At 66.9% G+C, this 26,379-nt stretch carries 20 protein-coding genes; 8 read left to right on the forward strand and 12 right to left on the reverse strand.

Annotated features, from left to right (window positions below; translation table 11 throughout):
- Positions 1–281: 281 nt before the first annotated feature.
- Positions 282–926, reverse strand: coding sequence for an HAD hydrolase-like protein (locus tag IB227_RS11345; RefSeq protein ID WP_192287490.1), 645 nt, complete (start codon positions 924–926; stop codon positions 282–284).
- Positions 923–2,101 carry a phosphoglycerate kinase gene (locus IB227_RS11350; protein ID WP_192287491.1) on the reverse strand — a complete coding sequence of 393 codons (1,179 nt, stop codon included), beginning with the start codon at positions 2,099–2,101 and terminating at the stop codon, positions 923–925. Before IB227_RS11350 ends, IB227_RS11345 begins: the two co-directional genes overlap by 4 nt.
- A gap of 81 nt (positions 2,102–2,182) precedes the next feature.
- Here IB227_RS11350 and IB227_RS11355 point away from each other — a divergent pair, with 81 nt between their 5' ends.
- On the forward strand, positions 2,183–2,743 hold the full coding sequence (locus tag IB227_RS11355) for a GNAT family N-acetyltransferase (protein ID WP_192287492.1): 561 nt from the start codon (positions 2,183–2,185) through the stop codon (positions 2,741–2,743).
- A 256-nt stretch (positions 2,744–2,999) separates the two neighbouring features.
- Here the strand turns inward: IB227_RS11355 and IB227_RS11360 are convergent, their stop codons facing one another.
- The 3 genes from IB227_RS11360 to IB227_RS11370 form a co-directional block, all read right to left on the reverse strand.
- A complete protein-coding gene (locus IB227_RS11360) occupies positions 3,000–4,379 on the reverse strand; it encodes a DUF3999 domain-containing protein (RefSeq protein ID WP_192287493.1) in 1,380 nt (459 codons plus the stop codon).
- The gene (locus IB227_RS11365; RefSeq protein WP_192287494.1) at positions 4,376–7,087 is read right to left on the reverse strand and encodes a DUF2339 domain-containing protein; all 2,712 of its coding nucleotides are present in this window, start codon (positions 7,085–7,087) and stop codon (positions 4,376–4,378) included. Before IB227_RS11365 ends, IB227_RS11360 begins: the two co-directional genes overlap by 4 nt.
- Positions 7,088–7,184: 97 nt before the next feature.
- Complete coding sequence (locus tag IB227_RS11370; RefSeq protein ID WP_192287495.1) at positions 7,185–7,592, reverse strand: helix-turn-helix domain-containing protein; 408 nt, start codon at positions 7,590–7,592, stop codon at positions 7,185–7,187.
- Positions 7,593–7,711: 119 nt separating this feature from the next.
- Between IB227_RS11370 and IB227_RS11375 the strand changes: the two genes are divergently transcribed.
- A complete protein-coding gene (locus IB227_RS11375) occupies positions 7,712–8,752 on the forward strand; it encodes a pirin family protein (RefSeq protein WP_192287496.1) in 1,041 nt (346 codons plus the stop codon).
- Between the two features lie 125 nt (positions 8,753–8,877).
- Here the strand turns inward: IB227_RS11375 and gap are convergent, their stop codons facing one another.
- Positions 8,878–9,879 (reverse strand): type I glyceraldehyde-3-phosphate dehydrogenase, encoded by a 1,002-nt coding sequence (gene gap / locus IB227_RS11380; RefSeq protein WP_192287497.1) that lies wholly within the window; start codon positions 9,877–9,879, stop codon positions 8,878–8,880.
- A 211-nt stretch (positions 9,880–10,090) separates the two neighbouring features.
- Between gap and IB227_RS11385 the strand changes: the two genes are divergently transcribed.
- Entirely contained in the window at positions 10,091–10,735 is a 645-nt protein-coding gene (locus tag IB227_RS11385; RefSeq protein ID WP_132865437.1) for an OmpW family outer membrane protein, read from the forward strand.
- A 105-nt stretch (positions 10,736–10,840) separates the two neighbouring features.
- Positions 10,841–11,659, forward strand: a complete 819-nt coding sequence (locus tag IB227_RS11390; RefSeq protein WP_192287498.1) for a S1/P1 nuclease — start codon at positions 10,841–10,843, stop codon at positions 11,657–11,659.
- A gap of 48 nt (positions 11,660–11,707) precedes the next feature.
- Here IB227_RS11390 and IB227_RS11395 read toward each other — a convergent pair whose 3' ends face one another.
- The 3 genes from IB227_RS11395 to IB227_RS11405 are packed head-to-tail and all read right to left on the reverse strand — an operon-like array spanning position 11,708 to position 14,173.
- Complete coding sequence (locus tag IB227_RS11395; protein WP_192287499.1) at positions 11,708–12,277, reverse strand: hypothetical protein; 570 nt, start codon at positions 12,275–12,277, stop codon at positions 11,708–11,710.
- 2 nt (positions 12,278–12,279) lie between these two features.
- Positions 12,280–13,815 (reverse strand): TonB family protein, encoded by a 1,536-nt coding sequence (locus IB227_RS11400; RefSeq protein ID WP_192287500.1) that lies wholly within the window; start codon positions 13,813–13,815, stop codon positions 12,280–12,282.
- Complete coding sequence (locus IB227_RS11405; protein ID WP_192287919.1) at positions 13,802–14,173, reverse strand: BlaI/MecI/CopY family transcriptional regulator; 372 nt, start codon at positions 14,171–14,173, stop codon at positions 13,802–13,804. Before IB227_RS11405 ends, IB227_RS11400 begins: the two co-directional genes overlap by 14 nt.
- Positions 14,174–14,294: 121 nt before the next feature.
- Here IB227_RS11405 and IB227_RS11410 point away from each other — a divergent pair, with 121 nt between their 5' ends.
- The 4 genes from IB227_RS11410 to IB227_RS11425 all read left to right on the forward strand — a co-directional run bounded on the left by IB227_RS11410 (position 14,295) and on the right by IB227_RS11425 (position 22,014).
- Positions 14,295–16,253 (forward strand): acetyl-CoA hydrolase/transferase C-terminal domain-containing protein, encoded by a 1,959-nt coding sequence (locus tag IB227_RS11410; protein WP_192287501.1) that lies wholly within the window; start codon positions 14,295–14,297, stop codon positions 16,251–16,253.
- A gap of 300 nt (positions 16,254–16,553) precedes the next feature.
- Positions 16,554–18,284, forward strand: a complete 1,731-nt coding sequence (locus IB227_RS11415) for a M10 family metallopeptidase C-terminal domain-containing protein (protein ID WP_192287502.1) — start codon at positions 16,554–16,556, stop codon at positions 18,282–18,284.
- 186 nt (positions 18,285–18,470) lie between these two features.
- Positions 18,471–20,600, forward strand: a complete 2,130-nt coding sequence (locus IB227_RS11420) for a type I secretion system permease/ATPase (protein ID WP_192287503.1) — start codon at positions 18,471–18,473, stop codon at positions 20,598–20,600.
- Positions 20,601–20,610: 10 nt separating this feature from the next.
- Positions 20,611–22,014 carry an HlyD family type I secretion periplasmic adaptor subunit gene (locus IB227_RS11425; RefSeq protein WP_192287504.1) on the forward strand — a complete coding sequence of 468 codons (1,404 nt, stop codon included), beginning with the start codon at positions 20,611–20,613 and terminating at the stop codon, positions 22,012–22,014.
- A gap of 55 nt (positions 22,015–22,069) precedes the next feature.
- On the opposite strand, the gene IB227_RS11430 is transcribed toward IB227_RS11425, so the two are convergent.
- The 3 genes from IB227_RS11430 to IB227_RS11440 all read right to left on the reverse strand — a co-directional run bounded on the left by IB227_RS11430 (position 22,070) and on the right by IB227_RS11440 (position 26,357).
- Positions 22,070–22,465, reverse strand: a complete 396-nt coding sequence (locus IB227_RS11430; RefSeq protein ID WP_192287505.1) for a hypothetical protein — start codon at positions 22,463–22,465, stop codon at positions 22,070–22,072.
- Between the two features lie 406 nt (positions 22,466–22,871).
- Positions 22,872–24,878 carry a transketolase gene (gene tkt / locus IB227_RS11435; protein WP_192287506.1) on the reverse strand — a complete coding sequence of 669 codons (2,007 nt, stop codon included), beginning with the start codon at positions 24,876–24,878 and terminating at the stop codon, positions 22,872–22,874.
- 171 nt (positions 24,879–25,049) lie between these two features.
- The gene (locus IB227_RS11440) at positions 25,050–26,357 is read right to left on the reverse strand and encodes a dicarboxylate/amino acid:cation symporter (protein WP_192287507.1); all 1,308 of its coding nucleotides are present in this window, start codon (positions 26,355–26,357) and stop codon (positions 25,050–25,052) included.
- Between the last annotated feature and the right edge of the window lie 22 nt (positions 26,358–26,379).

Raw genomic sequence — 26,379 nt, forward strand, 5'->3', positions numbered from 1 at the left:
ATAAGACACTTTCTGCACTGTCCCAAAGACAGCTGGGACAGCCTGTCTGGACATACCGTACGGCATGACAACGCGGGTCCCATCGCTGTCCCGAGCTGCATGCACCGGGAACATGATGGCGCAATGATGCGGCGATGTCCGGGCCGCTGCGTGGCGGAGAAGGGACATCCCCACCGGACAGACGGGACAGGCTGCGCCGTGCCCGCGGGTGGAACGCAACGCCCCGGGGGAACCCTGCCCTGAAATGCACAGGCCCCGCGAAGCGGGGCCTGTGCGTTCGTTCAACCGTGCAGTACCGCAGCCAGTTCGCCCGGCGTCTCCGCCAACCGCCCTGCCCCGGCGGCGAGCAGTTCCTCGCGGCCGCCGAAACCCCACAGCACACCGACATTGCGCATGCCGTGGTGACGCGCGCCTTCGATGTCCATGCGGCGGTCACCGATCATCCAGCATTGCGCCGGCGCCAATGACAGCCGCTGCAGGGCCTCGGCGATCAACTGCGGCTTGTCGCTGCGCGAGCCGTCCGGCGTGGCACCGATGACGTCCTCGAAGCAACCGCCAAACGGCAGGTGCTCGATGATGCGCTGGGCATGCGGTTCGTTCTTGGCGGTGACCACGGCCAGGCGATGCCCGGCCGCGTGCAGGCCCTGCACGACCTCACCGATACCGGCGTAGATATCGTGCTCCTGCCAGCCAAGCACTTCGAAGCGCTCGCGGTACAGCTCCACTGCCTGCTCCACGCGCTGCGCATCGTTGAACAGCGGGCCGAAGCTGGTGCGCAGCGACGGGCCGATCCACTTGCGCAGCGCGGCCTCCGGCGGAACCGGTTGCTGCATCTTCTCCAGTGCGTAGGCCACGCAGCGGGTGATCCCGACGGCCGAATCAATCAGCGTGCCGTCCAGATCGAAGAAGAACACATCCCGGCTCACTGGCCGCGGGCCTCCAGCGCCGCCACCGCCGGCAGGGTCTTGCCTTCCAGGAACTCCAGGAACGCGCCGCCGCCGGTGGAGATGTAGCTAACCTCCTTGGCGATGCCGTACTTGTCCACGGCGGCCAGGGTGTCACCACCGCCGGCGATGGAGAACGCCTGCGAGCTGGCGATGGCGCGGGCCAGTGCCTCGGTGCCCTTGCCGAACGCGTCGAACTCGAACACGCCGACCGGGCCGTTCCAGACCACGGTGCCGGCCTTGGCGATCAGTGCGGCGTACTGCTCGGCGGTCTTCGGGCCGATGTCCAGGATCATGTCGTCGGCACCCACCGCATCGACCGCCTTGACCGTGGCCGGCGCGTCGGCGGCGAACGCCGGGGCAACCACCACGTCGATCGGCAGCGGGATTTCGGCGCCGCGCGCCTTGGCCGCGGCGTCGATGTTGCGCGCGGTGTCGAGCAGGTCGTTCTCGACCAGCGACTTGCCCACGCCATGGCCTTCGGCGGCGATGAAGGTGTTGGCGATGCCACCACCAACGATCAGCTGGTCCACCTTGCTCACCAGGCTGGACAGCAGCTCCAGCTTGGTCGAGACCTTGGAGCCGGCGACGATGGCCAGCAGCGGACGGGCCGGGTTGGCCAACGCCTTGTCCAGCGCATCCAGCTCGGCCATCAACAGCGGGCCACCGGCGGCAACCGGTGCGAAGCGGATCACGCCATGCGTGGACGCCTGCGCACGGTGCGCGGTGCCGAAGGCATCCATCACGAACACGTCGCAAAGTGCGGCGTACTTCTTCGACAGCGCTTCGTCGTCCTTGCCCTCGCCCACGTTCATGCGGCAGTTTTCCAGCAGCACGATCTTGCCCGGTGCCACATCCACGCCGTCCACCCAGTCCTTGACCAGCGGCACGTCCACGCCCAGCAGCTCGGACAGCCGCGTGGCGACCGGTGCCAGCGAATCGGCCTGGCTCCACACGCCTTCCTTCGGGCGGCCCAGGTGCGAGGTGACCAGCACCGCTGCGCCCTTTTCCAGCGCCAGCTTCAGCGTCGGCAGCGAGGCAGTGATGCGCTGCTCGGAGGTGATCCTGCCGTTCTCGTCGATCGGCACGTTCAGATCCTGGCGGATCAGGACACGCTTGCCGGAAAGATCGAGGTCGGTCATGCGAACGATGGACATGGCAGTATCTGCTCCGCAGGGGGTAGGAAACCCCCATTTTCGCCCGCCCCGGCAACCGGGGCAAACCCGGGGTTCGTTCCGATGCAGATACCGCTGCCCCAACCTGAACTGCACAGCAGCCGCCTGCGCCTGCGCGAGGTCCGCCAGGACGACGCCGCGGCGCTGTACGACATCCATTCCGACCCGGTGGTGATGCGCTACTGGAGCTACCCGGCCTGGACCGAACTGGCACAGGCCGAGCAGAAAGTGGCCGACATCCTGAGCCAACGGCGCGAGCAGGAAATACTGATCTGGGCGATCGCGGACAAGGCGAGCGACCAGTTGATCGGCACCTCCGTTGCCTTCGCGCTGAACCGCGACCAGGGCCGCGCCGAGATCGGCTACAGCCTGCGCCGTGACCGGCAGGGGCAGGGGCTGGCAGTGGAAGCGATGCGACTGATCGTGCCCTACCTGTTCGATGTGCTTGAACTGCGGCGGCTGGAAGCGGACATCGACCCACGCAACGCAGCCTCGTGCCGGCTGGTGGAAAAGCTTGGCTTCGTGCGCGAAGGCGTGCTGCGCGAGCGCTGGCACGTCAACGGCGAGATCACCGATACGGCGTTGTATGGGCTGCTGGAACGGGACTTCAGGCGCGGGGAATGACCCGCAACGCGCCGATGCGATGCTTCATACCGCTGCGGTTGCTGCGGGAGTGGAGCCTACCCCTCCCCAGCCCTCCCCTTGGCGGCGCCAAAGGGAGGGGGCGGTTCCGCGTGAGCTGTCGGGTCGCAGCACTGTCCGGCCACAGCAGAAGCCGCTCCTGGCCCCCTCCCTTTGGCGCAGCCAAGGGGAGGGCTGGGGAGGGGTAGCCTTCAAAAGCAAAAGCCCTGCGATCCAGCAAACCGGCAAGCGCCACCTCTCACTGCTTTCCGGCCTGACCACTGCGGATCAGGCTGAGCGCAAACCCGGCCACCACCAACGCCCCCAACACCAGCACGGCCCATAGCACGAGGTTCTTCCAGTCGCGCGGCGTCTGAGCCGGCTGGTACGCCGCGTCACCTGCGCGCTGCGCCTGCGCCCCCAGGCTTGCCGCAGCCGGTTGCCACTGCTGGCCGTTGCGTGCGCGCAGCGCATCCAGCATCGGGTCGAGCGCGGCCTGCGCCTGGCCCACGTTCGCGCTGCCCGCCACCAGCAGGTACGGCGCCCTGCCCTGCGCCAGGAACATCACGCTGCCCGGGCGGTAGCCCAATCGCAGCTCCGGGGCCTGCGCCGGCTCCGAACCGGGCTCTGCCTGCAGGCGCCATTCGCGGTCCGTAACCGTCCCCGAGGTCTCCAGCGGGGCCGAGCGCTGCTGCTGGCCGCCTTCGCTCAGGTTCCACGCATTCCAGCCCTGGGTCAGGGTCTGCCAGTGCGGGGTCTGGCCGTCCGCGCCGGTGCGGTCCAGGTCGCGACTGGAAACCGTCCAGCTCACCGCACTGTTGGCCGGCATCACCACATCCAGTCGCTGCACCGGCAGGCGTCCCTTGAGCGTGTACAGATAGCCGTCACGGGCGTTGCCACCGGATTGCGCCTGCAGGACCTGCCATTGCCAGTCGCCGGCGTCGACCATGTCGGCCATTTCACCGCGCAGGCCGCGCAGGGCCGGCGCACCGTGCCGCTGCAGTGGCACCAGCCGCAGGTAGCGCAGGCCGCTTTCGACCTTGATGGTGGTGTTGCGCAGGGCTCGGCCCTGGTTGTTCAACTGCACCAGCCGCACCTGCGGATCCAGCACCTGCCAGCCGCGCAGGTCATCGCTGCCTTCCAGGCGGTAGCCCAGGTCGAGCGTTGCCGAGGCGTCCACCCAATCAACCTGCAATGCACGCAGCTTGCCGGCATCCTTGTCCAGGTCCACCAGCCACACCGGATCGGCACTACCCGCTTCTCTGGCCCGTGCCACCGAGTTGCGGATGGACAACACCTTGCCGCCGCCGTCCCGCTCGACCACCACGCTCAGGTCATCATCCGCCGTCGCTGCGGACACCGGCAGCGCGAACCAGGACAACTCCACCGTGCGCAGCGGTGCGGACAGCGGCATGGCCGCTGCGTACACCGCGCTGGCCACCGGCTTGCCGTCGGCATCGAGCACGCGTACATCGCGCAGGTCGCGCCAGTACGCGGCGGCATACACGGAGGCATCCAGCGGCACCCGGTACGCGCCCGCGTCCGGCTGGGACAACTGCAACGGCCATTGCCGGGCGAAATCGTCGGCAGCCTGCGCGCCCATCGGCAACAGGGCCAGCCACAGCAGACGCTTGATCATGCGGATACTTCCTCGTTGTTGTTCGTCGCTGCCGCGCGTCGCGGCGGTGCCGGGGCCAGCCAGCCCACCAGGGTGCACAGCAGGCCATAGGCGATGAACGCGCCAATGCCCAGCAGGTCGCCGAGGTTGCCACGATCGACCAGCAGCAGCTTGGCCAGCACCACGCCCATCAGGATCGCGCCGGCCAGCCACAGCCCCCATTGCCCACGCCGCGAGCCGGATACCCAGCCCACCACGCCCAGCAGGCTCCACACCACGGTCAGGCTGGTCTGCGCCAGCTGGGTGCCGAGCAGACGATCACTCCACGGCTCGCCGCCCCACTGATGCACGGCGCGCAGGGTCATCACCGTCACCAGCACCAACGCGGCGACGGCCATCCCCACCAGCTGCGCCGGCGGCGCATGTCCGTCACGGCCCTGCCACACACGCATGGCGACCAGCACCAGCACTGCGACCTCGGCCAGTTCCAACGGATTGAACAGCACGATCCAGGGCAGCGGCGCGGCGTTGCCGGCGCTGGCCAGCGAGCCCAGCCACCACAGGCCAAGCACGCCGAACACCGCCGCCTGCAATGCCAGGCGGTAGCGATCGAAAGCCTCGCCCAACGGTTGCGCCAGCCAGTTCCAGCGACGCATCGACACCAGGCCGAGCAGCAACCAGGGCGATGCCAGCAGCAGCCCGACCCAGCCTTCGGCCAGCGTGAAACGCTCGCCGATGTGCCAGGCCAGCAGCGACAGCACGGTCGGCCACAACAGCCACCACGCCAACTGCGCCAGGCCCGCGATCACGCCGCTGCCGGCACGCAGGCACAACAGGCTGCGGATGCCGAGCACCGCGAACACCAGCCAGGCCCAGAGCCCGTACCCGGCAAACGGCTGGCCGTAGTTGTCGACCTGCAGGAACGCCAACGGGAACGCGACCACCAGGCATCCCAGCGTGGTCAACGACAACAGCAGGGCCGGCGCACGCCGCTGTACTTCGGCGGCCAGCCAACCGGTCACGCCGAACACCAGCAAGGCCACGTGCAGACGGCTGCTCCACGCCACATGCTGGTCGTTCTCGTGGAGCAGGTTGCCCAGCCACCAGAGCAGGCCCCAGCCGTAGGCAGCGATGGCCACCGGCAGGCGGCCTGCACCGCGGTACAACCAGGCGGTGGCCAAGCCAGCCAGCGCGATCAGCAACGCCCCCATGAAGGTCGCGTTGGCGATGGCCAGGGTGCCGTCGCCATAGGCATTACCCGCACCGATGAGCAGCGCGCCGCCGGCCAGCACCTGCAGGCCGATACCGGTCCAGCGCGCGAGCCTGCGCTCCTGCATGAGCCCCAGCCACACCAGGCCGGCCCCCTCCAGCGCGAACACCGAAGCGGTGACGCGCGCGGACAAGGCCAGCGGCACCGCCAACGTCGCAAAGCCCACCGCCAGGATCGCGTAACCGCGCGCCAGCACGTCCAGGCGCTCCTTGTGGATCAGCGCCTTGGCCAGCAGCGCATACACCACCGCCACGCCCAGCGCGCACAACGCCAGCGGCATGCGCTCGCCCTGCAGCAACCCGGCCTGCAGCGAGAACGCGATCAACGGCGTGCCGAACAACAGGCAACCATCGATGCGCGCGCTGCCCGGCGTGCTTGCCTTGCGTGCATACAGCAAGGGCAGCAGCAGGTAGAACACGAAGAACAGCACCAGGAACGGCTGGGTGCTGTTGAACTTGGCCGGTGCGTACTGCAGCACGCCCCACAGCGTGCCGATGCCCCAGGTGAAGGCGAAGCCCAGCAGGTTGAGGATGCGCCACGGGCGTACCCAGGCGATGGCGAAGATGCCGGCGTTGAGCAGCGCGTAGTACGAGAACAGGCCCACGTGGTTGCCACTGTTGCTGGACAGCCAGATCGGCGCCATGAACCCGGCCAGCACCCCCAGGATGGCCAACGTGCGTGACTCCTGCAGCACCGCCATCACCGACAGCCCGGCGATCAACACCACGCTGATCAGGAACGCGGGCACCGCGTCGATGAAGCCGTAGATCTTGAACGCGGCAAACACGGTCAGCAGCAATATGCCGATGCTGCCCCCCTGCAGCGCCAGGGCAAATGTCCTGTGGCTGTCACGCTTGCGCCAGGCGAAGACCAGCCCGGCCAGGGCCGCCACACTGACCGCCACCAGGCGCATCTGCGCGGAGATGCTCACCCAGCCCTGGTCACTGGCGTACTTGAGCAACGCCGCGACACCGGCCAGCAACACCAGCATGCCCACCTTGACCGGCACATTGCCGCTGGTGAACCACTGGCGGACACGTTCGATGCCACGTTCGATGAAATTGGGCCCGGAGGGCGCGGCCGGTGCGCGTCTCGGCTCCGGGGTTGGCTCCGGGATCTGCTCGACCGGTGCCGCAGACACGCGGACCGGCTCCGGCAAGGGCGGTGGTGCGGGAGCCGCCGACGTTACGTCGACCGGCGGCGCTGCCACGGCCGGCGCTTCGGGGATGGCCTCCGGCGGCTGCGTGGCAGGCTCCTCGAATGCGTCGGGTTGCATCCAGCCGTAGGGCCGCTCTGTCTCGCTGGCGGACGCCGGCTCCTGCGCTGCCAATGCCGCCTCCAGCGCCGTGACCCTGCGCTTGAGCGAGGACACCGACACCAGCGCGATCAGCAGCAGCACCGGCATCGCCAGCACCACGATCAGCAGCAGGATCCCGAACAACCACAGTATCTCTTCCATTACCGTCCTTGTACCCCGTCAGGTGCCGCACCACCTTAATCACGCGCTTGGGAAACGCAAGCCGTCACGCGACCACTTCACGCGCAGATAACATCCCTCAGGTCGCCGCCGCCACCGCCTCCCTGGCATCGAAGTCGCGGCGCGCCGCATCCATCGCCTCCCGGTGTTCATCGGCCCAGTGCAGCAGCGCATCCACCGGCTGCAACAGTGAACGCCCCAGGGCGGTCAAGGCGTAGTCCACCTGCGGCGGCACGGTGGGATGCACCGTGCGGCTGACCAGGCCATCGCGTTCCAGCGCCTTCAAGGTCCGCGCCAGCATCCGCGGCGAGATGCCCTGCAGCTCGCGGCGCAATGCGTTGAAACGCAGCGCCTGCGCCCGCAGGGCGATCACCGCCAGCAGGCTCCAGCGCTCACCGACCCGTTCCAGCAGCAGGCGCATCTGTTGGCAGTACGCCGCCCCCTGCTCGCGACCGCGCACGGTATCACCGGTGTGAGTAGCTGCCATCAACGTGCCTCCTTGTGCCGCCGAACCGTGCACCCCATCAATAAATCATGCCGATGGCTCGACCGCCAAGTACGCCGGGCCCCGCGTCCCGCATCCCGCATCCGCGTAAAGGAGTTCCCATGTCCGACCTGATCCTCCGCAACGAGCCGCTCGGCCGGCCCTGGCCCGGCACCGACCCGTTCCTGTTCTGCATGCACCACCTGGATCACTACCCTGCGGCCACCGCCGAGCAGGGCGTGGACATGCGCCAGCTCGGCGGGCGCGAACTGGGCCAGGACTTCAGTGGCAAGGACGGCTGGAGCATGTACCACGGCGTCACCGTGCCCGGTTTCCCGGCCCACCCGCATCGCGGCTTCGAGACCGTCACCGTGGTGCCGCAGGGGCTGGTCGACCACGCCGACTCGCTCGGTGCCACCGCGCGCTATGGCGACGGCGACGTGCAGTGGCTCACCACCGGCCGCGGCGTGCAGCACTCGGAGATGTTCCCGCTACGCGAGCGCGGGCAACCCAACCCACTGGATCTCTACCAGATCTGGTTGAACCTGCCGCCGCGCAACAAGATGACCGACCCGGAGTTCGTGATGCTGTGGGGCGAACAGGTCCCGTGGTACCGCCATGAAGGTGCGGCGGTCAAGGTCGTGGCTGGCCGCTACCAGCCGCAGGAGTCGGTACAGGCCGCCATCGTGCCGCTGGCGCCGGCGCGCAACTCCTGGGCTGCCAACCCGGACGCCGACGTCGCCATCTGGCAGATCCTGCTGCAGCCGGGAGCGACCTTGACCCTGCCAGCCGCGACCGGCACCGGCACCCGGCGCACGCTGTATGTGCACGGCGGCCAGCAACTGGAGGTGGATGGCACCGCCGTGGCCAGCCCCCGCCTGCTGGAAGTCGCCGCCGATGCCACGCTGCCCCTGCACAACACCGGTACCGAACAGGTCCGGATCCTGCTGCTGCAGGGCGTGCCGATCGGCGAACCGGTGGCGGCTTACGGCCCGTTCGTGATGAACACCGCCGGGGAGATCGAACAGGCCCGCCGCGACTATGGGCGCACCCAGTTCGGTGGCTGGCCGTGGCCCAGCTACGGCCCGGTACATCCGGCTGGACAGGGACGCTTTGCCAGGTACCCCGGCAGCGACACCATCGATACACCACCGACCGCCTGATCCCGGCAGCAAGGCACCCTCGCCCGGGCCGGCACGGTGCATTCCCCGCGACGGCGACCATTGATCGACGGCAAAAAGAAAGGGCGCCCTCAAGGCGCCCTTTCCCCATCCACGCAGCGTGCCGGTCAGGCAGCAACCACGCGCACCATTTCCAGGCACTTGTTGGAGTAGCCCCACTCGTTGTCGTACCAGCTGACCAGCTTGACGAAGGTGGAATCCAGCGCGATGCCGGCGTCGGCGTCGAACACCGAGGTGTGGGTCTCGCCACGGAAATCGGTGGCGACCACCTTGTCTTCGGTGTAGCCCAGGATGCCCTTCAGCGCGCCTTCGCTCTGTGCCTTCACTTCGGCGCAGATTTCGGCGTAGGTGGCTTCCTTTTCCAGCTCGACGGTCAGATCGACCACCGACACGTCCGAGGTCGGCACGCGGAAGCTCATGCCGGTGAGCTTCTTGTTCAGTTCCGGAATCACCACGCCGACAGCCTTGGCTGCACCCGTGGAGGACGGAATGATGTTTTCCAGGATGCCGCGGCCGCCGCGCCAGTCCTTGTTGGACGGGCCGTCAACGGTCTTCTGGGTGGCGGTAGCCGCATGCACGGTGGTCATCAGGCCGCGCTTGATGCCCCACTTGTCGTTGATGACCTTGGCCAGCGGGGCCAGGCAGTTGGTGGTGCACGAGGCGTTGGAGATGATGGCCTGGCCGGCGTAGGTCTTGTCGTTGACGCCGAACACGAACATCGGCGTATCGTCCTTGGACGGGGCCGACAGGATCACCTTCTTGGCGCCCGCATCAATGTGCTTCTGCGCGCTGACCTTGTCCAGGAACAGGCCGGTGGATTCGATGACGACATCGACGCCGACTTCGTCCCACTTCAGGTTGGACGGATCGCGTTCCTGGGTCAGGCGGATCTTCTTGCCGTTGACCAGCAGGTCCTTGCCGTCGACCGCAACGTCAGCCTTGAAACGGCCATGCACCGAGTCGTACTTGAGCATGTAGGCCAGGTAATCCGGCTCGAGCAGATCGTTGATGGCCACGATCTCGATGTCGTTGCCGAAGTTCAGCACTGCCGAACGCAGCACGTTGCGCCCGATGCGACCGAAACCGTTGATGCCGACCTTGATTGCCATGTTCACAAGCTCCTGCAGCCGCAAGCCCGTTGCGGCGGGGGTTGAAAGGGGCCGCCATTCTAACAGGTGCGGCCCCCCGGCCGTGGCGCTGCGGGGAGCGCGGCCAGATGACCGCCAGCTGAGTGCAAACGGCTGTTTGATCAGGATCAAAGCGCCTCGGCGGTGCGCCCCGGACACTGGCGCCACCTCCACCACGTAACGGAATTACAACATGCGCAAGACCTCCGCCCTGTTGCTCTCCGGCCTGGCCGCCGCCATGGCCCTGGCCGCCGCTCCCGCCATGGCCCAGTCCAAGGGTGACTGGACGCTGGGCGTCGGCGTGCACGCCGTCGACCCGAAGTCCGATGCCGGTGACCTCAACGGCGCCGCCCTGGGCCTGGGCGCCCTGCCGACCAAGGTCGACAGCAGCGTCCGCCCGACCGTCACCTTCGAGTACTTCGTCGCCGACAACGTGGGCATCGAAGTGCTGGGCGCCCTGCCGTTCAAGCACGAAATCAGCATCGACGGCGTCGGCAAGGTCGGCGAGACCAAGCAGCTGCCGCCGGTCGTCTCGCTGCAGTACCACTTCGCCAACAGCAGCAAGGTCACCCCGTTCGTCGGCCTGGGCGTGAACTACACCAAGTTCTTCAGCACCGACAGCAAGGGTGCCCTGGCCGGCACCAAGCTGAAGCTGGAGGACTCCTGGGGCCTGGCCGCGCACGCGGGCCTGGACTTCGCATTGAGCGAGAAGGGCGCGCTGCGCGTGGACCTGCGCTGGGCCGACATCGACTCCAAGGTCAAGGTCAACGGCAACACGCTGGGGACCGCCAAGGTCGACCCGCTGGTCTACGGCATGGCCTACGTCTTCAAGTTCTGAGCCACGCCGGAACCTGCCGTACCCACGCCCTCCCGGCCTCGCCGGGAGGGCGTTCTGCCATGAACGGCATGCTGTCCGGCCATCGGCTGCCGCTAGAATGCGCCGATGAACAAGCCGTACCGACTCTCCGTTTCCCTCCTGGCTGTCGCCTTCACCGCCCTGCTGCCCGGCCACGCCCTTGCATGGGGCGCACAAGGCCATCGACTGGTCGCGCGCGTGGCCGAAACCCGCCTGGACCCGCAGGCCAGGGCCGAGGTGGATCGCCTGCTGGCCACCGAACCCGGCGCCACGCTGTCCAGCATCGCCCCGTGGGCCGATGACCTGCGTTCGCAGGACCCCGGCCTGGGCCGCCGCTCGGCCGGCTGGCACTACATCAACATGGCCGAGGAAGGCTGCGACTACGACCCGCCCAAGCACTGCCCGAACGGCAACTGCGTGGTCGAAGCGCTCAAGGCGCAGTCGCAGATCCTGGCCGACCCGAGCAAGTCCGACGCCGAGCGTCTGCAGGCGCTGAAGTTCGTCGTGCACCTGGCCGGCGACGTGCACCAGCCCATGCATGCCGGCTACGGCCATGACCGCGGTGGCAACACCTACCAGTTGCAGTTCAATGGACGCGGCACCAACCTGCATTCGGTGTGGGACAGCGGCATGTTCTACCCGCTGCAGTTGAACGACGACCAGTTCCTGGAACGGCTTGAAGCCCTGCCCGCCCCGCGTGACGTCGGGCGCCCGCAACTGCAGCGCGATGCCACGCGCTGGGCCGAACAGTCCTGCAGGCTGGCCACCCGCAAGGGCGTGTACCCGGACAGCCGCAAGGTCGGCGAGGAGTACGCCGCCATCTGGCGCCCCGTGGCCGAAGCGCAGGTCCGCCTGGCCGGCGAACGCCTGGCGGCCCTGTTGAACGACCTGCTCGACAGACACTGATCACCAGTGCCCATTCCCCGGCGGCCGCCCGCCGCCGGGAACATCGCCTCAGCGCACGCCCGACTGGCTGCGCACCACCGTCCTGCCTTCGATCACCTCAAAGGTGAAGGCATAGGCCAAGGTCACCGGCACTTCCTCGATGCGCGTCGCGCCGCTGCAGTCATCCGCCGCACGCGGCGATACACCGGCGGGAAAGTGGCACCGTGCCGCCGGCACGAACGTCCATTGCGCGGTGGCGGCCTGGGCCGCCTGCAACAACCTCTGGTTGGCGGGATCGGCACCCGCCGCGCAGGCCGAATGGCCCAGCAATGGCTCACTGCGCTGCACCTGTCCGGCGGCATCCAGGATCACCTGCACGCACACCGTGGTGGCCGGCAGTGACGGTTGCCGTGGATCCTGCGGCAGTTGCGGCGACGGCACCTGCACCGGCCGGGGCATGCGGAAGCCCTCGCTCGCCGCCAGCGTATAGGCATTGACCGACCCACCTGCCGCGCCGCTTTCCGGTACCAGCAGCCGCCGGTCGACGCTGTAGCTCGACGCTTCACGTTCCTGGACGACCGCGTGGCCAACACAGCCGGACAGCACCAGCGCCAGTACGGCACCTATCCCCCTGCGCATGTTCAGCCCTCCGTCGCGTCGTCGGTGTGGGTCACCTCTTCGTCGAGGTCAAACCAGATCGGCACGCGCACCTTGCCGGCAACCGCCTGCCCGTCCCGGCGCGCCGGGGTGAAGCGCCATTGCCGAGCGGCGGCGATCGAGGCCGCATCGAATACGCCTTGCGGTCGCGACTGCACCACCGTGACGTCCGTGGCCGTGCCATCGGCCGCCACCTCGATCTCCAGCACGACCTTGCCACTGATGCCCTGATCCATCGCATCCAGCGGATAGGAGGGCGGCGCCTGCTGCTTGCTGATCACCACCACCTCGGCATCCCTGGCCGTCGCCACCGGAGAAGCACGCATTTCCAGCGCCCACACCGAACGGCCGTCCGGCGTGGAGACCTGGATGCCAGCGGGCACCTCGGCGTTCATCAACAGCATCGGCGAGGACACCAGCACGCCATCGGCCTTCAGGCTCCCGCTCAGGCGCAGCAACTTACCCTCCGGTTGCAGGGTGAATTCGCCGATCCAACCCACGCCCTTCTCCGAGGTCATGCGGAATGAGAACGGCTGTCCCAGTGGCTGGCGCAGTTCAAAGGTCTGCCGCGTGCCATCGAGCGTGGCGGTCACCACCACGCCATACAACGACAACGGCGCCGCCTCCGTGCTGCGCGCCGGCTGTGCCGCCCATGCCGCATACCCCAGGCCCGAGGACAACAGTGCCGATACCACCAGCATCGTCGCCCATTGCTTCGTTCCGGGTACAGGTCGCTTCAGCATGGCAATGCGCTCCTTCAATGGATGGTGGTCGTGCCAATGGCAACCCACAGGCAACGGGGACAACGCCAGCCCGGTTTTCAGCATGGCGTTGCCATAGCTGCGACGTGCGCCACGGCTGCCGGCAATGACGCGCTCGTCGCAGGAAAACTCCTGGTCCTCGCGGCAGCGCCGCACGGCCAGTGGCAACAGCGGGTTGAACCAGTACAGGCAACGCAGCGCGGCCCACAATGCGTTGATGAGGATGTCGCCGCGGCGCAGGTGCACCTGCTCATGGCGGACTACCAGCTGCTGTTCAAACCGCTCGTAACGGCGCTCGAAGTCCGCCGGCAGCACGATGCGCGGCCGCAGCACGCCCATCGCCGCCGGCAGGCCGACAGCCCCCTGCGCCTGCCACAGGCCGTCACCGCGGCGCTCGACCGGCCCAAGCCCACGCAGGAAGCGCCGCTGCTGCACCCACAGCCCGGCCGCCATGCACAGCGCACCGGCGGCCCACGCGAGCAACCACGCAACCGGACCAAATGCCGCCTGAGCCGGCGCCGCCAGCACCTGGGTGACCGGCCCCACCATCGCCGCTGGCAGCATCGGCGTTGCCACGACCTGCGGCGCAGGCAGCAGCACCGCCCCCAACGCCACCGGCACCGCCAGCCACAGCAGATACGCCGCGCTGGCCCCGAGCCAGCGGCGCACCGGTCCGCGCAATGCCAGCACCAGCAGCATCGCCGCGCTGCTGGACAGCGTGGTCTTCAGCAGCACCTGCAGCAGCTCAATGCTGTTCATCGTCCAACTCCTCCAGCAGGCGGCGCAGTTCGGCCACGTCCTCGGTGCTGAGCTTGCGGTGCTGGCTGAAATGCGCGACCAGCGGCGCGACGCGACCATCGAACAGGCGATCGATCAGGCTGCGGCTTTCTTCCTGCACCCATGCATCGCGCTGCACGAGCGGCGAGTACAGGTAACGTCGCCCCTCTTTCTCGGCGGCGATGGCGCCCTTGTTGAGCAGGCGGTTGAGCAATGTCTTCACCGTGGCCTCGGCCCAGTCGTTGCCACCGGGCAGGCGCGCCATCACCTCATCTGCCGAGAGCGGGTGGTCACCCCACAGCACCTGCATCACCACTGCTTCTGCCTCGCTGATCCGGATCATTGTTTACGCCTGTAAATTTTTATCGATTACACGAGTAAACGAACCCCCTGTCAAGCGTCCACAGGGGGATTCAGGCCCTGCGTGCTGTAATGCAGCCGACCACGCAGGAACCGTGCCCATGCCGCAACACCTGACCGATCTCGATGCTGCCGTCGACTGGCTGCTGGCCCGTGTCGACGGCCCCCTGCGCATCGCCGCACCGCTGGCATTGGGCAAACCGCATCGCCTCCTCAACCAGCTCTATGCGCGCATCGAGAACGATGCGGCGCGCCCGCTGCAGCTGTACACCGCGTTGTCGTTGAATCCGCCGATGGCCAAGGGTGATGGGCTGGAGGCGCGCTTCATGCGTCCGTTCGTCGAGCGCCACTTCGGCACGGATTTCCCGCGCCTGGCCTACGCCGACGCGATCCGCCGCGACGCCCTGCCCACCCATGTGCAGGTGGAGGAGTTCTACATGCAGTCCGGCGCCCTGCTCGGTTCGCGGCAGGCCCAGTGCGGCTACACCAGCCTCAACTACACCCATGCCGCCGATGCGGTGGCACAGCGCGCACCGCATGTCATCGTGCAGAAGGTGGCATTCCGCGAAGGCAACCGGCGGCTGTCGCTGTCCTGCAACAACGACATCACCCAGGACACGCTGGACGCCATCGCCCGTCGCCGCCTGCCGCGCCCCCTGCTCATCGCCGAAGTGGACCCGCAACTGCCCTGGCTGGGCGGCAGCGCCACGGTGGCCCCGGACTTCTTCGATCTGGTGGTGGTCCCGCCGGGGCCGTATCCGCAACTGTTCGGGTTGCCACGACAACCGGTGAGCGATGCCGACTACGCCATCGGCCTGTACGCCAGTGCCCTGGTGCGCGACGGCGGCACCCTGCAGATCGGCATTGGCACCCTGGCCGACGCGCTCAGCCATGCACTGGTCCTGCGGCATACCGACAACGCACGCTACCGGGCCATCATCGACGCACTGGACCCGTCACTGGCCACGCACCCGCTGGTACGCGAAGCCGGGGGCCTGGAACCGTTCGAGGTCGGCCTGTATGGCTGCAGCGAGATGCTCAACGAGGGCTTCCGCGTACTGGTGCAACGTGGCGTGATCCGGCGCAAGGTGCATGAGGACCTGGCATTGATGCAGCGCCTGGCCAATGGCAGCGCCTACACGGCCGACCATGCGACCCTCGCGGCGGAAGGCGAGTACCTGCACGGCGCCTTCTACCTCGGCTCGCCGGAGTTCTATGACTGGCTTCGGCACCTGCCCGAAGATGAGTGCCGGGCGATCGGCATGCGCCGCATCAGTGAGATCAACCAGCTCTATGGCGGCAATGAGGCACTGGAACAACTGCAGCGCCGCGACGCGCGCTTCTTCAACTCCTGCATGATGGCGACCGCCCTGGGGGCAGCAGTGTCCGACGCGCTGGAGGACGGCCGCGTGGTATCCGGCGTGGGTGGGCAGTACAACTTCGTGGCGATGGCCCACGCGCTGCCGGACGCGCGCAGCGTGCTGATGTTCCGCGCCGTCCGCGAGGAGGCCGGGAAGCCGGCCTCCAACGTGCGCTGGAACTATGGGCACACCACCATCCCACGTCATCTGCGCGACGTATTCGTCAACGAGTACGGCATCGCCGACCTGCGCCACCGCACCGACGAGGACTGCGTGATCGCCATGGCAGGCATCACGGATGCGGCGTTCCAACCCGCACTGCTCGAACAGGCCAAGGCCAGCGGCAAGCTGGCCACGGACTTCACCGCGCCGCCATCGTGGCGGCGCAATCGTGGCGATACCCTCGCTGCGGTGCTGGCGCCGTTCCGCGCCGATGGCGGCCTGCCGGACTATCCGCTGGGCAGCGATTTCACCGCCATCGAACAGGACCTGCTGCGCGCATTGACCTGGCTCAAGGCCAACACCGCCACCCCCAAGGCCAAGCTGCGCACCGTCATGGCAGCGATGGCCCAGGCCACCGGCGACAACGATGCGATGTACCTGCAGCGGATGGGATTGGACGCGCCCGGCACACTCGGCGACCGACTCAACGCACGACTGCTGCGGCTGGGATTGGCCCGCACGCTGCGCGCGGGTTGATGCCACGCGGTACCGTTGGGGGATTACCGTCGCTGCCGGCATCCCGGTGAGCAAAAGCGCAACATCATCGTCCCGGGACAGGCCATTCCAGACGTTTCCCATGGCATTGGCATGCCCGCAGGCATTCCATGGAGGTCGTGGCGCCGCCCCGTCGGTGGCCTCATCTGTACCGGACGCCCCATGCCCACATCATCGTGACCCAACACCCGGGCATGCAGGTCGCCGGCAATCCGCAGGCCCTCATCCCGCCCTGCGCCTGCGGGGCGCGATGAAGGCGCATATCACGCAAGGAGATCCGCCATGTCCCTCGGCATCGAGAAGACCGTCGCATCCGGCATCAACGCTATCGACACGCTCATTTCCTACCGTCAGTGGAGCCTGGACGCGAGCCGCACCCTCACCTGGACCATCACCCAGGCCGATGCGGTCTTCTCCAGCGACCCCTACGGCATCCGCGGCGAGCTGCCCTACTTCCGTGCGATTGATCGCGCCGCCGACATCGCGGTCATCAACCAGGCGATGGCGGTCTACAGCAGCATCCTGGACATCAACTTCCAGTATGTGGATGAACGCATTGATGGCGAGGCGGTGGTCCGTTTCAATGCCCATGCTGCCCCCTTTGGTGAGTATGCAGGGGGCGGCTGGGCCTACGGCCCCTACAGAAACTCGTGGGGTGGTGATGTCTGGACCTCCTGGCATACCGGCTACAACATGGAATTCACCCTGCACGAAATGGGCCATGTCCTCGGGCTGGACCACCCTGGGCATATCACTGGCCTACCAGTCGCAGGCTTCACTACGCTGCAGACCGTCATGTCCTACAGCGGCGGCCGGCCCGCTGTGATGCTGGATGCCGCAGGGAACTACATCGGACGAGCCAGTACCGATAACCTTGGCATCTACGACATCGCCGCATTGCAGTACCTGTACGGCGCCAACATGACGCACAACAATACCGACACGGTCTATGCCTTCACCCCCGATGCCGGCTTCTACACCACACTATGGGACGGCGGCGGCACCGACACGCTGGACCTGTCAGCGTTCTCGCTGGGCGCGCAGATCAACCTTGCCGAAGGCAGCTACAGCTCCATCACCTACGCCACGCCCTCCGGCGTCAGCTCACCCCTGCTCTACACCGGCAAGGACTGCATCGGTATCGCCTATGGCACCGTCATCGAAAATGCGATCGGCACGCGCGGCGACGACCTGATCCACGGCAATGCCGCCCACAACGCGCTGCATGGCGGTGACGGCAATGACGCCCTGTATGGCCATGACGGAGATGACCTGTTGGTTGGCGGTGCAGGCAACGACATCCTGGATGGCGGCACCGGCGCGGACCGCATGATCGGCGGCGCTGGCAATGACGTCTACTACGTGGACAACATCAATGATGTCGTCATCGAAGAGGTGAACGGCGGCATCGACACGCTCTACACGACCGCTGACAATGGCAATGCGCGCGCATACGCCAATGTCGAGAATTTCCATCTGGTCGATACCGGCATTACTCGCGCTTTCGTCGGCAACGTGCTGGACAACAGCATCGTTGGCACATCGGCCAAGGACTACCTGATGGGCCATGACGGCGATGACACCCTCATCGGCGGCAAGGGCAATGACGTGCTGTACGGAGGACGCGGCAGCGACACCTTCATCTTCAATCGTGGCGACGGCAGGGATACCCTCATGCCCGGTGAGTTCGATCCCGACGATGTGGATACGCTCCGCTTCGGAAAGGATGTCTCCGCCAATCAGCTCTGGTTCGAACGCGCCCGTGGGACCGACAATCTGACCATCCGGATCATCGGCACCAACGACTCGGTGAAGGTTTCCAGCTACTTCACCCAGAAAGACGCCATCCTTGACCGGGTGCAGGATTCCGTCGGACGTGTACTCGACATCGCCGGCATCGACCGGCTGGTGCAGGCCATGGCCGCGTTCTCGCCCCCTCCCCTGGGCCAGACCACGCTCCCGGCGAACCAGCAGCAGGCGTTGGCACCGGTGCTGGCCGCCGCCTGGGCCTGACCACCGCATCGACTGCGGTCACTGTTCAACCGTAGTCCAGACACTTCCCATGGCCGGGCATTGCCCGGCCGCTTTATCCATGGAAGGCAGCATCACATGCGCGACAGCCGTCGTGTCACGGACCCTGCGTCCGTCGCACCACCGTGCAGCCGCGCAACTCCATGATGCGTCTGACAGGAAGGCAATGTGACCCCGCCGCACCCCGCTCCACCGTCCGACAGTGGCCTGGCCTGCCTGGTGACGCTGGCGAGGTTTCACCAGATCCCCGCAAACGCCGAGCAGCTGCGCCACGACTTCGGCGAAGGAGATACGCCGCTGGACATGCCTGCCTTGCTGCAGGCTGCCCGCGCTCTGGGACTGCGCACCCGGCGACTCACGGTACCTGTCGAACGATTGCCGCGCATGCCGCTTCCGGCGATCGGCATCAATGCCCGGCATGGATGCTTCATCCTCGCCCGCGCCGACGAGGACAAGGTACTGATCCAGCGCCCGGGCGCCGAGCAGCCGGAGGTGATGTCACTGGCAGCCCTGCGGACGTACTGGTCTGGCACCTTGATCCTGCTGCAACCCCGGGGTGCCAACGGCCGAGTCACGCAGCGCTTCGGCCTGCGTTGGTTCCTGCCTGCCCTGCACAGGCACCGCGGCATCCTGCTCGAAGTGCTTGCCGCCAGCCTGTTCCTGCAGGTCTTCGCGCTGATAACACCGCTGTTCTTCCAGGTGGTGATGGACAAGGTGCTCGCGCACCAGGGCCTGTCCACCCTCAACGTGCTGATGTTCGGCCTGCTCGCGGTGGTGGTGTTCGAAAGCGTGCTCAGCGGGCTGCGCGGCTATGTCTCGGCGCACACCGCCAGCCGCATTGATGTCACGCTGGGCTCACGCCTATACCGGCACCTCGTCCATCTGCCGCTGGCCTACTTCCAGGCACGCCGGGTCGGTGACTCGGTGGCACGGGTGCGCGAGCTGGAGAACATCCGCAGCTTCCTCACCGGCAGCAGCATCACCCTGGTGATCGATGTGCTGTTCTGTGCGGTCTTCCTGGCGGTCATGTTGATGTACAGCCCTGTCCTGACGCTCGTCGTCATCGGATCACTGCCACTCTACCTGCTGCTGGCGCTGGCCATCACGCCGCTGCTGCGCACGCAGCTGCATGAAACCTTTGGTCGCGGCGCGGAGAACCAGGCGTTCCTGGTCGAATCCCTGACCGGCATCACCACGCTCAAGGCACTGGCCGTCGAACCCCAGGCCAGGCGCCGCTGGGACACGCAGCTGGCGGCCTACGTAGGCGCCAGCTTCCGGACCCAGGTGCTCTCGACCCTGGCCAATGAATCGGCCGGCCTGATCGGCAAACTGGTGACCGTGCTGACCCTGTGGCTGGGCGCTCGACAGGTCATTGATGGCCACCTCTCCGTCGGTCAACTGATCGCTTTCAACATGCTCGCCGGGCGCATCGCCCAGCCGGTCATGCGGCTGGCGCAACTCTGGCCGAACTTCCAGCAGACCCGTCTGTCGATGCAACGGTTGGGAGACATCCTCGACACGCCCACCGAATCGGCGGCGACCGGGCGCAACGTGCTGCCGGCCCTGCGTGGCGGCGTTGAGTTCCATCAGGTGCATTTCCGCTACCGTCCCGATGGTCCAGCCGTATTGCACGATTTCAGCCTGCAGGTCGCCCCCGGCGAGGTGATCGGCATCGTCGGCAGCTCCGGCTCGGGCAAGAGCACCCTGGCGCGCCTGCTGCAACGCCTGCATGTCCCGGAGCAGGGGCGCATCACCGTCGATGGCATTGACCTGGCCCTGACCGAGGTCAGCTCACTGCGCCGTCAGATGGGCGTGGTCCTCCAGGAAAACATGCTGTTCCATCGCAGCGTCCGCGACAACATCGCGCTCACCGACCCTGGTGCATCACTGGATACCGTCGTCCACGCGGCACGACTGGCCGGCGCACATGACTTCATCCTCGACCTTCCCGAAGGCTACGACACCGTGGTCGGCGAGCACGGGGCTTCGTTGTCCGGCGGCCAACGCCAACGCGTGGCCATCGCCCGCGCCCTGCTGCGCAATCCCCGCATCCTGATCTTCGATGAGGCCACCAGCGCACTGGACTACGAGTCCGAACGGCTGATCCAGACCAATATGCGCCAGATCTGCGCCGGCCGCACCGTGCTGATCATCGCCCATCGCCTGTCGACCGTGCGCAATGCCGATCGCATCATCGTCCTGGAACGCGGGCGGCTGGTCGAACACGGCAACCCTGCGCAGCTGCTGGCCAGGCCGGACAGCCGCTACGCCCAGCTGCACCGGATGCAGCAGGGATGAGCCGCGCAGCATGAAGCCGCTTTCTTTCCTCCGTCACCCGCTGCATGCCCTGCGACAATGCATCCTCGCGCGCCACCGCGCCGGCAGCCAACGGCTGGACCTGTCCTTCCTTCCTGCCGTCCAGGCCCTGCAGGAGACGCCGATCCACCCCGCCCCGCGCTGCATCCAGTGGCTGATCATGGCCTTCGCATTGAGTGCCCTGGCCTGGTCGATGCTCGCACGCCTGGACGTGGTGGCCATCGCCGAGGGCCGCATCGTCTCCAGCGACCAAAGCAAGCTCATCCAGTCACATGAAATGGCGGTAGTGAAAGCCATTCATGCCCACGACGGTCAGACGGTGCAGGCCGGTGACGTACTGATCGAGCTCGACGCCAGCCAGACCACGGCCGACAAGGATCGGCTCAGCAATGACCGCGATGACGCGCAGTTGGACGCCGCACGCGCACGCATCCTGCTCGAGGCCATCGACCAGCAGCACCCACCGGCCGACATCACCTCGCTGCTCCCGCAGGCAAGTCCGGAACAACGCTCGGCGGCCAATGCCTGGCTGCAGAGTCAGTACCACGAACTGCGCAGCGAGCTGGCCCAGAGTGAAGCGGTGATCACCCGCCGCAGCGCGGAGATCCGCGCCGCGCAGGTATCGGCCAATGCATTGGCGCAGATGCTGCCCATGACCCAGCGCATCACCGCCGACTACGCCAAGCTTGCCGGTGAAGGCCTGGTCTCCAAGCACCACTACCTGAGCAAGCAACAGGAGCAACTGGAGCAGGAGCGCCAGCTGTCCGAGCGCCGCAGCCATATCGTCGAGCTCAGCGCCTTGCACCAGGAGGCGCTTGAACGCCACCGCGGCACGCTCTCCCGGTACCGTCGCAGCGTGCACGACCTGCTGAACCAGAACGAGCGCCGCACCACCACCTTGCAGCAGGAACTGATCAAGGCCGAACGACGCGACATGCTGACCCGCCTGACCGCCCCCGTGGACGGCACCGTGCAGCAACTGTCCGTGCATACCGCCGGCGGTGTGGTGACCGCGGCACAACCCCTGATGGTCATCGTCCCCAGCAACCAGCCACTGGAAGTCGAGGCGCGCCTGCATAACCGTGACGTCGGCTTCGTGCGTGCCGGCCAAGCGGTGTCGGTGAAGGTGGAGACCTTCAACTTCACCCGCTACGGCATCCTGCACGGCACCGTGCTCAACGTCTCGCGCGATGCCATCGACGACGCCCGGCAGGGACCGCTGTACAGCCTGCGCATCGCCCTGCACGAAAGCCACGTGCGGGTCGGCCAGGAGAACGTACCGCTGGCACCGGGCATGTCCATCCGGGCCGAAGTGCGTACCGACCGGCAACGGGTGATCGACTACTTCCTCAGCCCGTTCAAGCGGCACGCCAGCGAAAGCCTGCGCGAGCGCTGAGTGGCATTGAAGCTACGGGGTCACCAACTCACCAGCACGCCCGTCACCGGAGGGTTCACCCCTTGCCGCGGCGCCTGCCGCGATAGATCAGGAACGGCCAGAACGCAGCCATCGCGCCACCCAGCACGCTGACAAGCAGGCGCCGCAGCAAGCTGACATCGCTGCTCCATGCCATGCCGATCAGCATCAGGCCAAACACGATCATCGGCCCACCGATGAACACTAGGGCGAACGCGCGCATGCGGCTGCTGGCGGCCGGCTCCTGCAACTTGCCGATGACGTCGGTGGTGGCGAAATGGATCTGCAGCGGATCGGTGGTCGAACGTATCTGTACGTCAGCCACGTCCTGACGCGCCTGCACCGGCTGGTTCAGATCGATTTCGCGCGCGGTGGGTCCCAACAGTTGGTCGATGTTGGTGCGTCCCACCAGTTCCTGCCGTTTGTCATCCATGCGTTGTTGTCCGTGTCATCGCCCAAGCCAAGCATGACAGGCCCCTGCCGTCGCCGCACCCTGCCACTCGGTCGCCCAGGCGATCGAGGTGGCCTGGAGGCGGCTGGCAGGCCCCACGTCTGCGTATTGCATCGGTCCGGCAGGCAGCACATCACCACCACGTCGCATCGCGCTTGCCATTTATCCGCCTTTGATCCTGCACCTGCTGCGGCCCCGAGCGCCATTCACTACCCGGAAGGATTCATGGGGCGCTTCGACTCCCCCTGCAGGGGCAGCGGAAGCAACGACGACGCAACGGAGGAAGGCTTGGAAGTACGCGGCCATCCCTGCGCGTGACGCTGCAGGGCTGCAGATACGCAAAGGCCGGGTTTCCCCGGCCTTTGCTCCACCTCAGCTACAGCGTCGCTCAGTTCGCGACCTGCGCCTTGGCGGCGGCCACCACCGCGTCGACGGTGATGCCGAAGTGCTGGTACAGCTTGTCCGCCGGGGCCGAGGCACCGAAGGTATCCAGGCCAACCACCGCACCGTCCAGGCCCACGTACTGGCGCCAGAAACCGGTGACACCGGCTTCCACCGCCACGCGTGCGCGCACCGCGTTCGGCAGCACCGATTCACGGTAGGCCGCGTCCTGGCGGTCGAACACGTTGGTCGACGGCATCGACACCACGCGGGCCTTGAGGCCGGCGGCTTCCAACTCGGCCTTGGCGGCCATGGCCAGGCCCACTTCCGAACCGGTGCCGATCAGGATCACGTCCGGGGTACCGGCGGCATCGGCGAGCACGTAGCCACCCCGCTCGATCTGCTGGACCTGCTCGGCACTGCGCTGCTGCGGGGCCAGGTTCTGGCGGCTGAAGATCAGGCAGCTCGGGCCGTCCTTGCGCACGATGGCCGCCTTCCAGCTGACCGCCGATTCGGCGGCATCGCACGGGCGCCACACATCGTTGTTGGGGATGTAACGCAGCGAGGACACGTGCTCGACCGGCTGGTGGGTCGGGCCATCCTCGCCCAGGCCGATGGAGTCGTGGGTGAACACGTGGATGACGTGCGCCGGGATCAGCGCGCTCATGCGCAGCGCGTTGCGCGCGTAGTCGCTGAACACCAGGAAGGTGGCGTCGAACGGCAGGAAGCCGCCGTGCAGGGCCAGACCGTTGGCGATGGCGCTCATGCCGAACTCACGCACGCCGTAGTGCACGTAGTTCGCCTGCGGGTCTTCGCCGACCACGGTGTGTGCGCCCTTCCACAGGGTCAGGTTGGAACCGGCCAGGTCGGCCGAGCCACCGATGATTTCCGGCAGCAGCGGCGCGAAGGCCTGGATCGCGTTCTGCGAGGCCTTGCGCGAGGCGATGTTCGGCGCTTCAGCCTGCACCTGGGCGATGTAGGCATCGGCCTTGGCGATGAAGTCGTCCGGCAGCTCGCCGTGCGAACGGCGGGTCAACTCTTCGGCCTGTTCCGGGAACTGCGCAGCGTACTTGTCGAACAGCTGTTCCCACTCGGCCTGGCGCAGCGTGCCGGTACCGCCTGCACGCCAACCGGCGTAGATTTCTTCCGGGATCTCGAACGGGCCATACGGCCAGTCCAGTGCCTTGCGGGTGGCTTCCAGTTCGTCCTTGCCCAGCGGCGCGCCGTGGCTGGATTCCTGGCCGGCCTTGTTCGGCGAGCCGAAGCCGATGGTGGTCTTGCAGCAGATCAGGGTCGGCTTGTCGAACTGCGACAGCGCCGCGTCGATGCCGGCCTTGATGCTTTCCGGATCGTGGCCGTCCACGTCGCGCACCACGTTCCAGCCGTAGGCCTCGAAACGTTCCGGGGTGTTGTCGGTGAACCAGCCTTCCACTTCACCGTCGATGGAGATGTTGTTGTCGTCCCAGAAGCAGACCAGCTTGCCCAGGCCCCAGGTGCCGGCCAGCGACGCGGCTTCGTGCGAGATGCCCTCCATCAGGCAGCCATCGCCCATGAACACCCAGGTGCGGTGGTCGACGACTTCGAATTCCGGGCGGTTGTAGCGCTGCGCCAGCAGCTTCTCGGCCAGCGCGAAGCCCACGGCATTGGCGAAACCCTGGCCCAGCGGGCCGGTGGTGGTTTCCACGCCCGGGGTTTCATGACGCTCCGGGTGGCCGGCGGTCTTGCTGCCCAGCTGGCGGAAGGCCTTGAGCTGCTCGATCGGCAGGTCGTAGCCGCTCAGGTGCAGCAGCGCGTACTGCAGCATCGAGCCGTGGCCGTTGGACAGCACGAAGCGGTCACGGTTGAACCACTTCGGGTTGTTCGGGTTGTGGCGGAGATAGTCGTTCCAAAGCACTTCGGCGATATCGGCCATGCCCATCGGCATGCCGGGGTGACCGGACTTGGCGGCTTCGACTGCATCGGCGGCGAGGAAACGAATGGCATTCGCCAACTGGCGGCGGGTGGGCTGCGTCATGGTTCGTCGGAATCGGGAGGCTCCCGCGGAACTGCGGGCGGCCTATTGTCCCACAAGCCACCGCCCGGATCAGGCCGCATTCCCTGCCTTCACGCATCGCAAAGCACCTGCCCATGGCAAGACGGCCACCCTGTTCAGGATGGCCGTCGCCTGGATACCGTGGGTGCCCGCTCAGCCTTGCGGCGGCGGCGCCGGCTCGGTCCCGTCCTGGCTCTCGCCACGCGCCACCAGGGTGGTCAGGGCCAGGTCGCCGGTCACGTTGAGCGCGGTGCGGCACATGTCCAGGAAGTGGTTCACGCCCAGGATCAGGCCGATGCCGACCGGGTTGACGCCGACCATGGCACAGATCAGCGCCACCACCGGCAGCGAACCGGACGGCACACCGGCGGTGCCGATGCCGCCCAGGATGCAGACCACCATCACCATGAACTGCTGGCCGATGCTCAGGTCCACGCCGAAGAACTGCGCCAGGAAGATCACCGTCACGCCCTCGAACAGCGCCGTGCCGTTCTGGTTGGCAGTGGCACCGACGGTCAGCACGAAGCGCGAGACCTTGTGCGGCAGGCCCATCTGGTCGGCCACGCGCATCGCGGTCGGCAAGGTTGCATTGGACGAGGCCGTGGAGAACGCCATCAGCGTCGCTTCCTGGGTTTCACGGAAGAACGCCATCGGTGAACGGCCGGCCAGCTTCACCGCAACGCCATAGCTGATGAACATGTGCACGGCCAACGCCAGCACCACCACGCCCACATAGGCCCCGAGCTTGACCAGCAGGCCGAAGCCGAAGATGGCCGCCAGGTTGAACATGAAGCAGGCCACCGCGTACGGGGCCAGGCGGATGACCAGGTTGATCAGGGTCATCGAGATTTCGAACAGGCCCTCGATCGCCTTGCGCAGCGTTGCCACCTTCTCCGCCGGCGACAGCACCATGCCCACGCCCAGCATCAGCGCGAAGAACATCAGCGACAGGATCTTGCCGTTGTCGGAGGCGGCCTCCAGCACGTTGTTCGGCACGATCGACAGCAGCATTTCCATGCCCTTGGGCTGGGAGCCGACACCGGCCACGATCTCCTTGCTGCGCTCGGCGTTCTCGGCCAGCAGCTGCGCGGCGACGCTCGGATCGACACCCGCGCCAGGCTTGAGCAGGTTGACCAGCACCAGGCCGATCAGCACCGCCAGACCCGACAGCACGATGGTGTAAGCCAGCGACTTCCAGCCGATGCGGCCGAGCGAGCGGATGTCGCCCATCTCGGACACGCCCATCACCAGCGCCGAGAAGATCAGCGGCACGATCAGCATGAAAATCAGGCTCAGGAACAGGCCCGACACCGGCGTGGTCAGGTACATGGTCACCCAATGCACCCACTCCGCGCCCGGCGATACCAGGTGCACGATCAGGCCCAACAACAGGCCAACACCGAAGCCAATCCCGATTTTCCAGTGGAACGGCAGCTTGCCGGCAGTTGCTGGGTTGGTCATACGCGGATTCCCCTTGGTCAGT

It is taken from the genome of Stenotrophomonas sp. STM01 (genome assembly GCF_014852135.1).
Taxonomy (GTDB): Bacteria; Pseudomonadota; Gammaproteobacteria; order Xanthomonadales; family Xanthomonadaceae; genus Stenotrophomonas; species Stenotrophomonas capsici.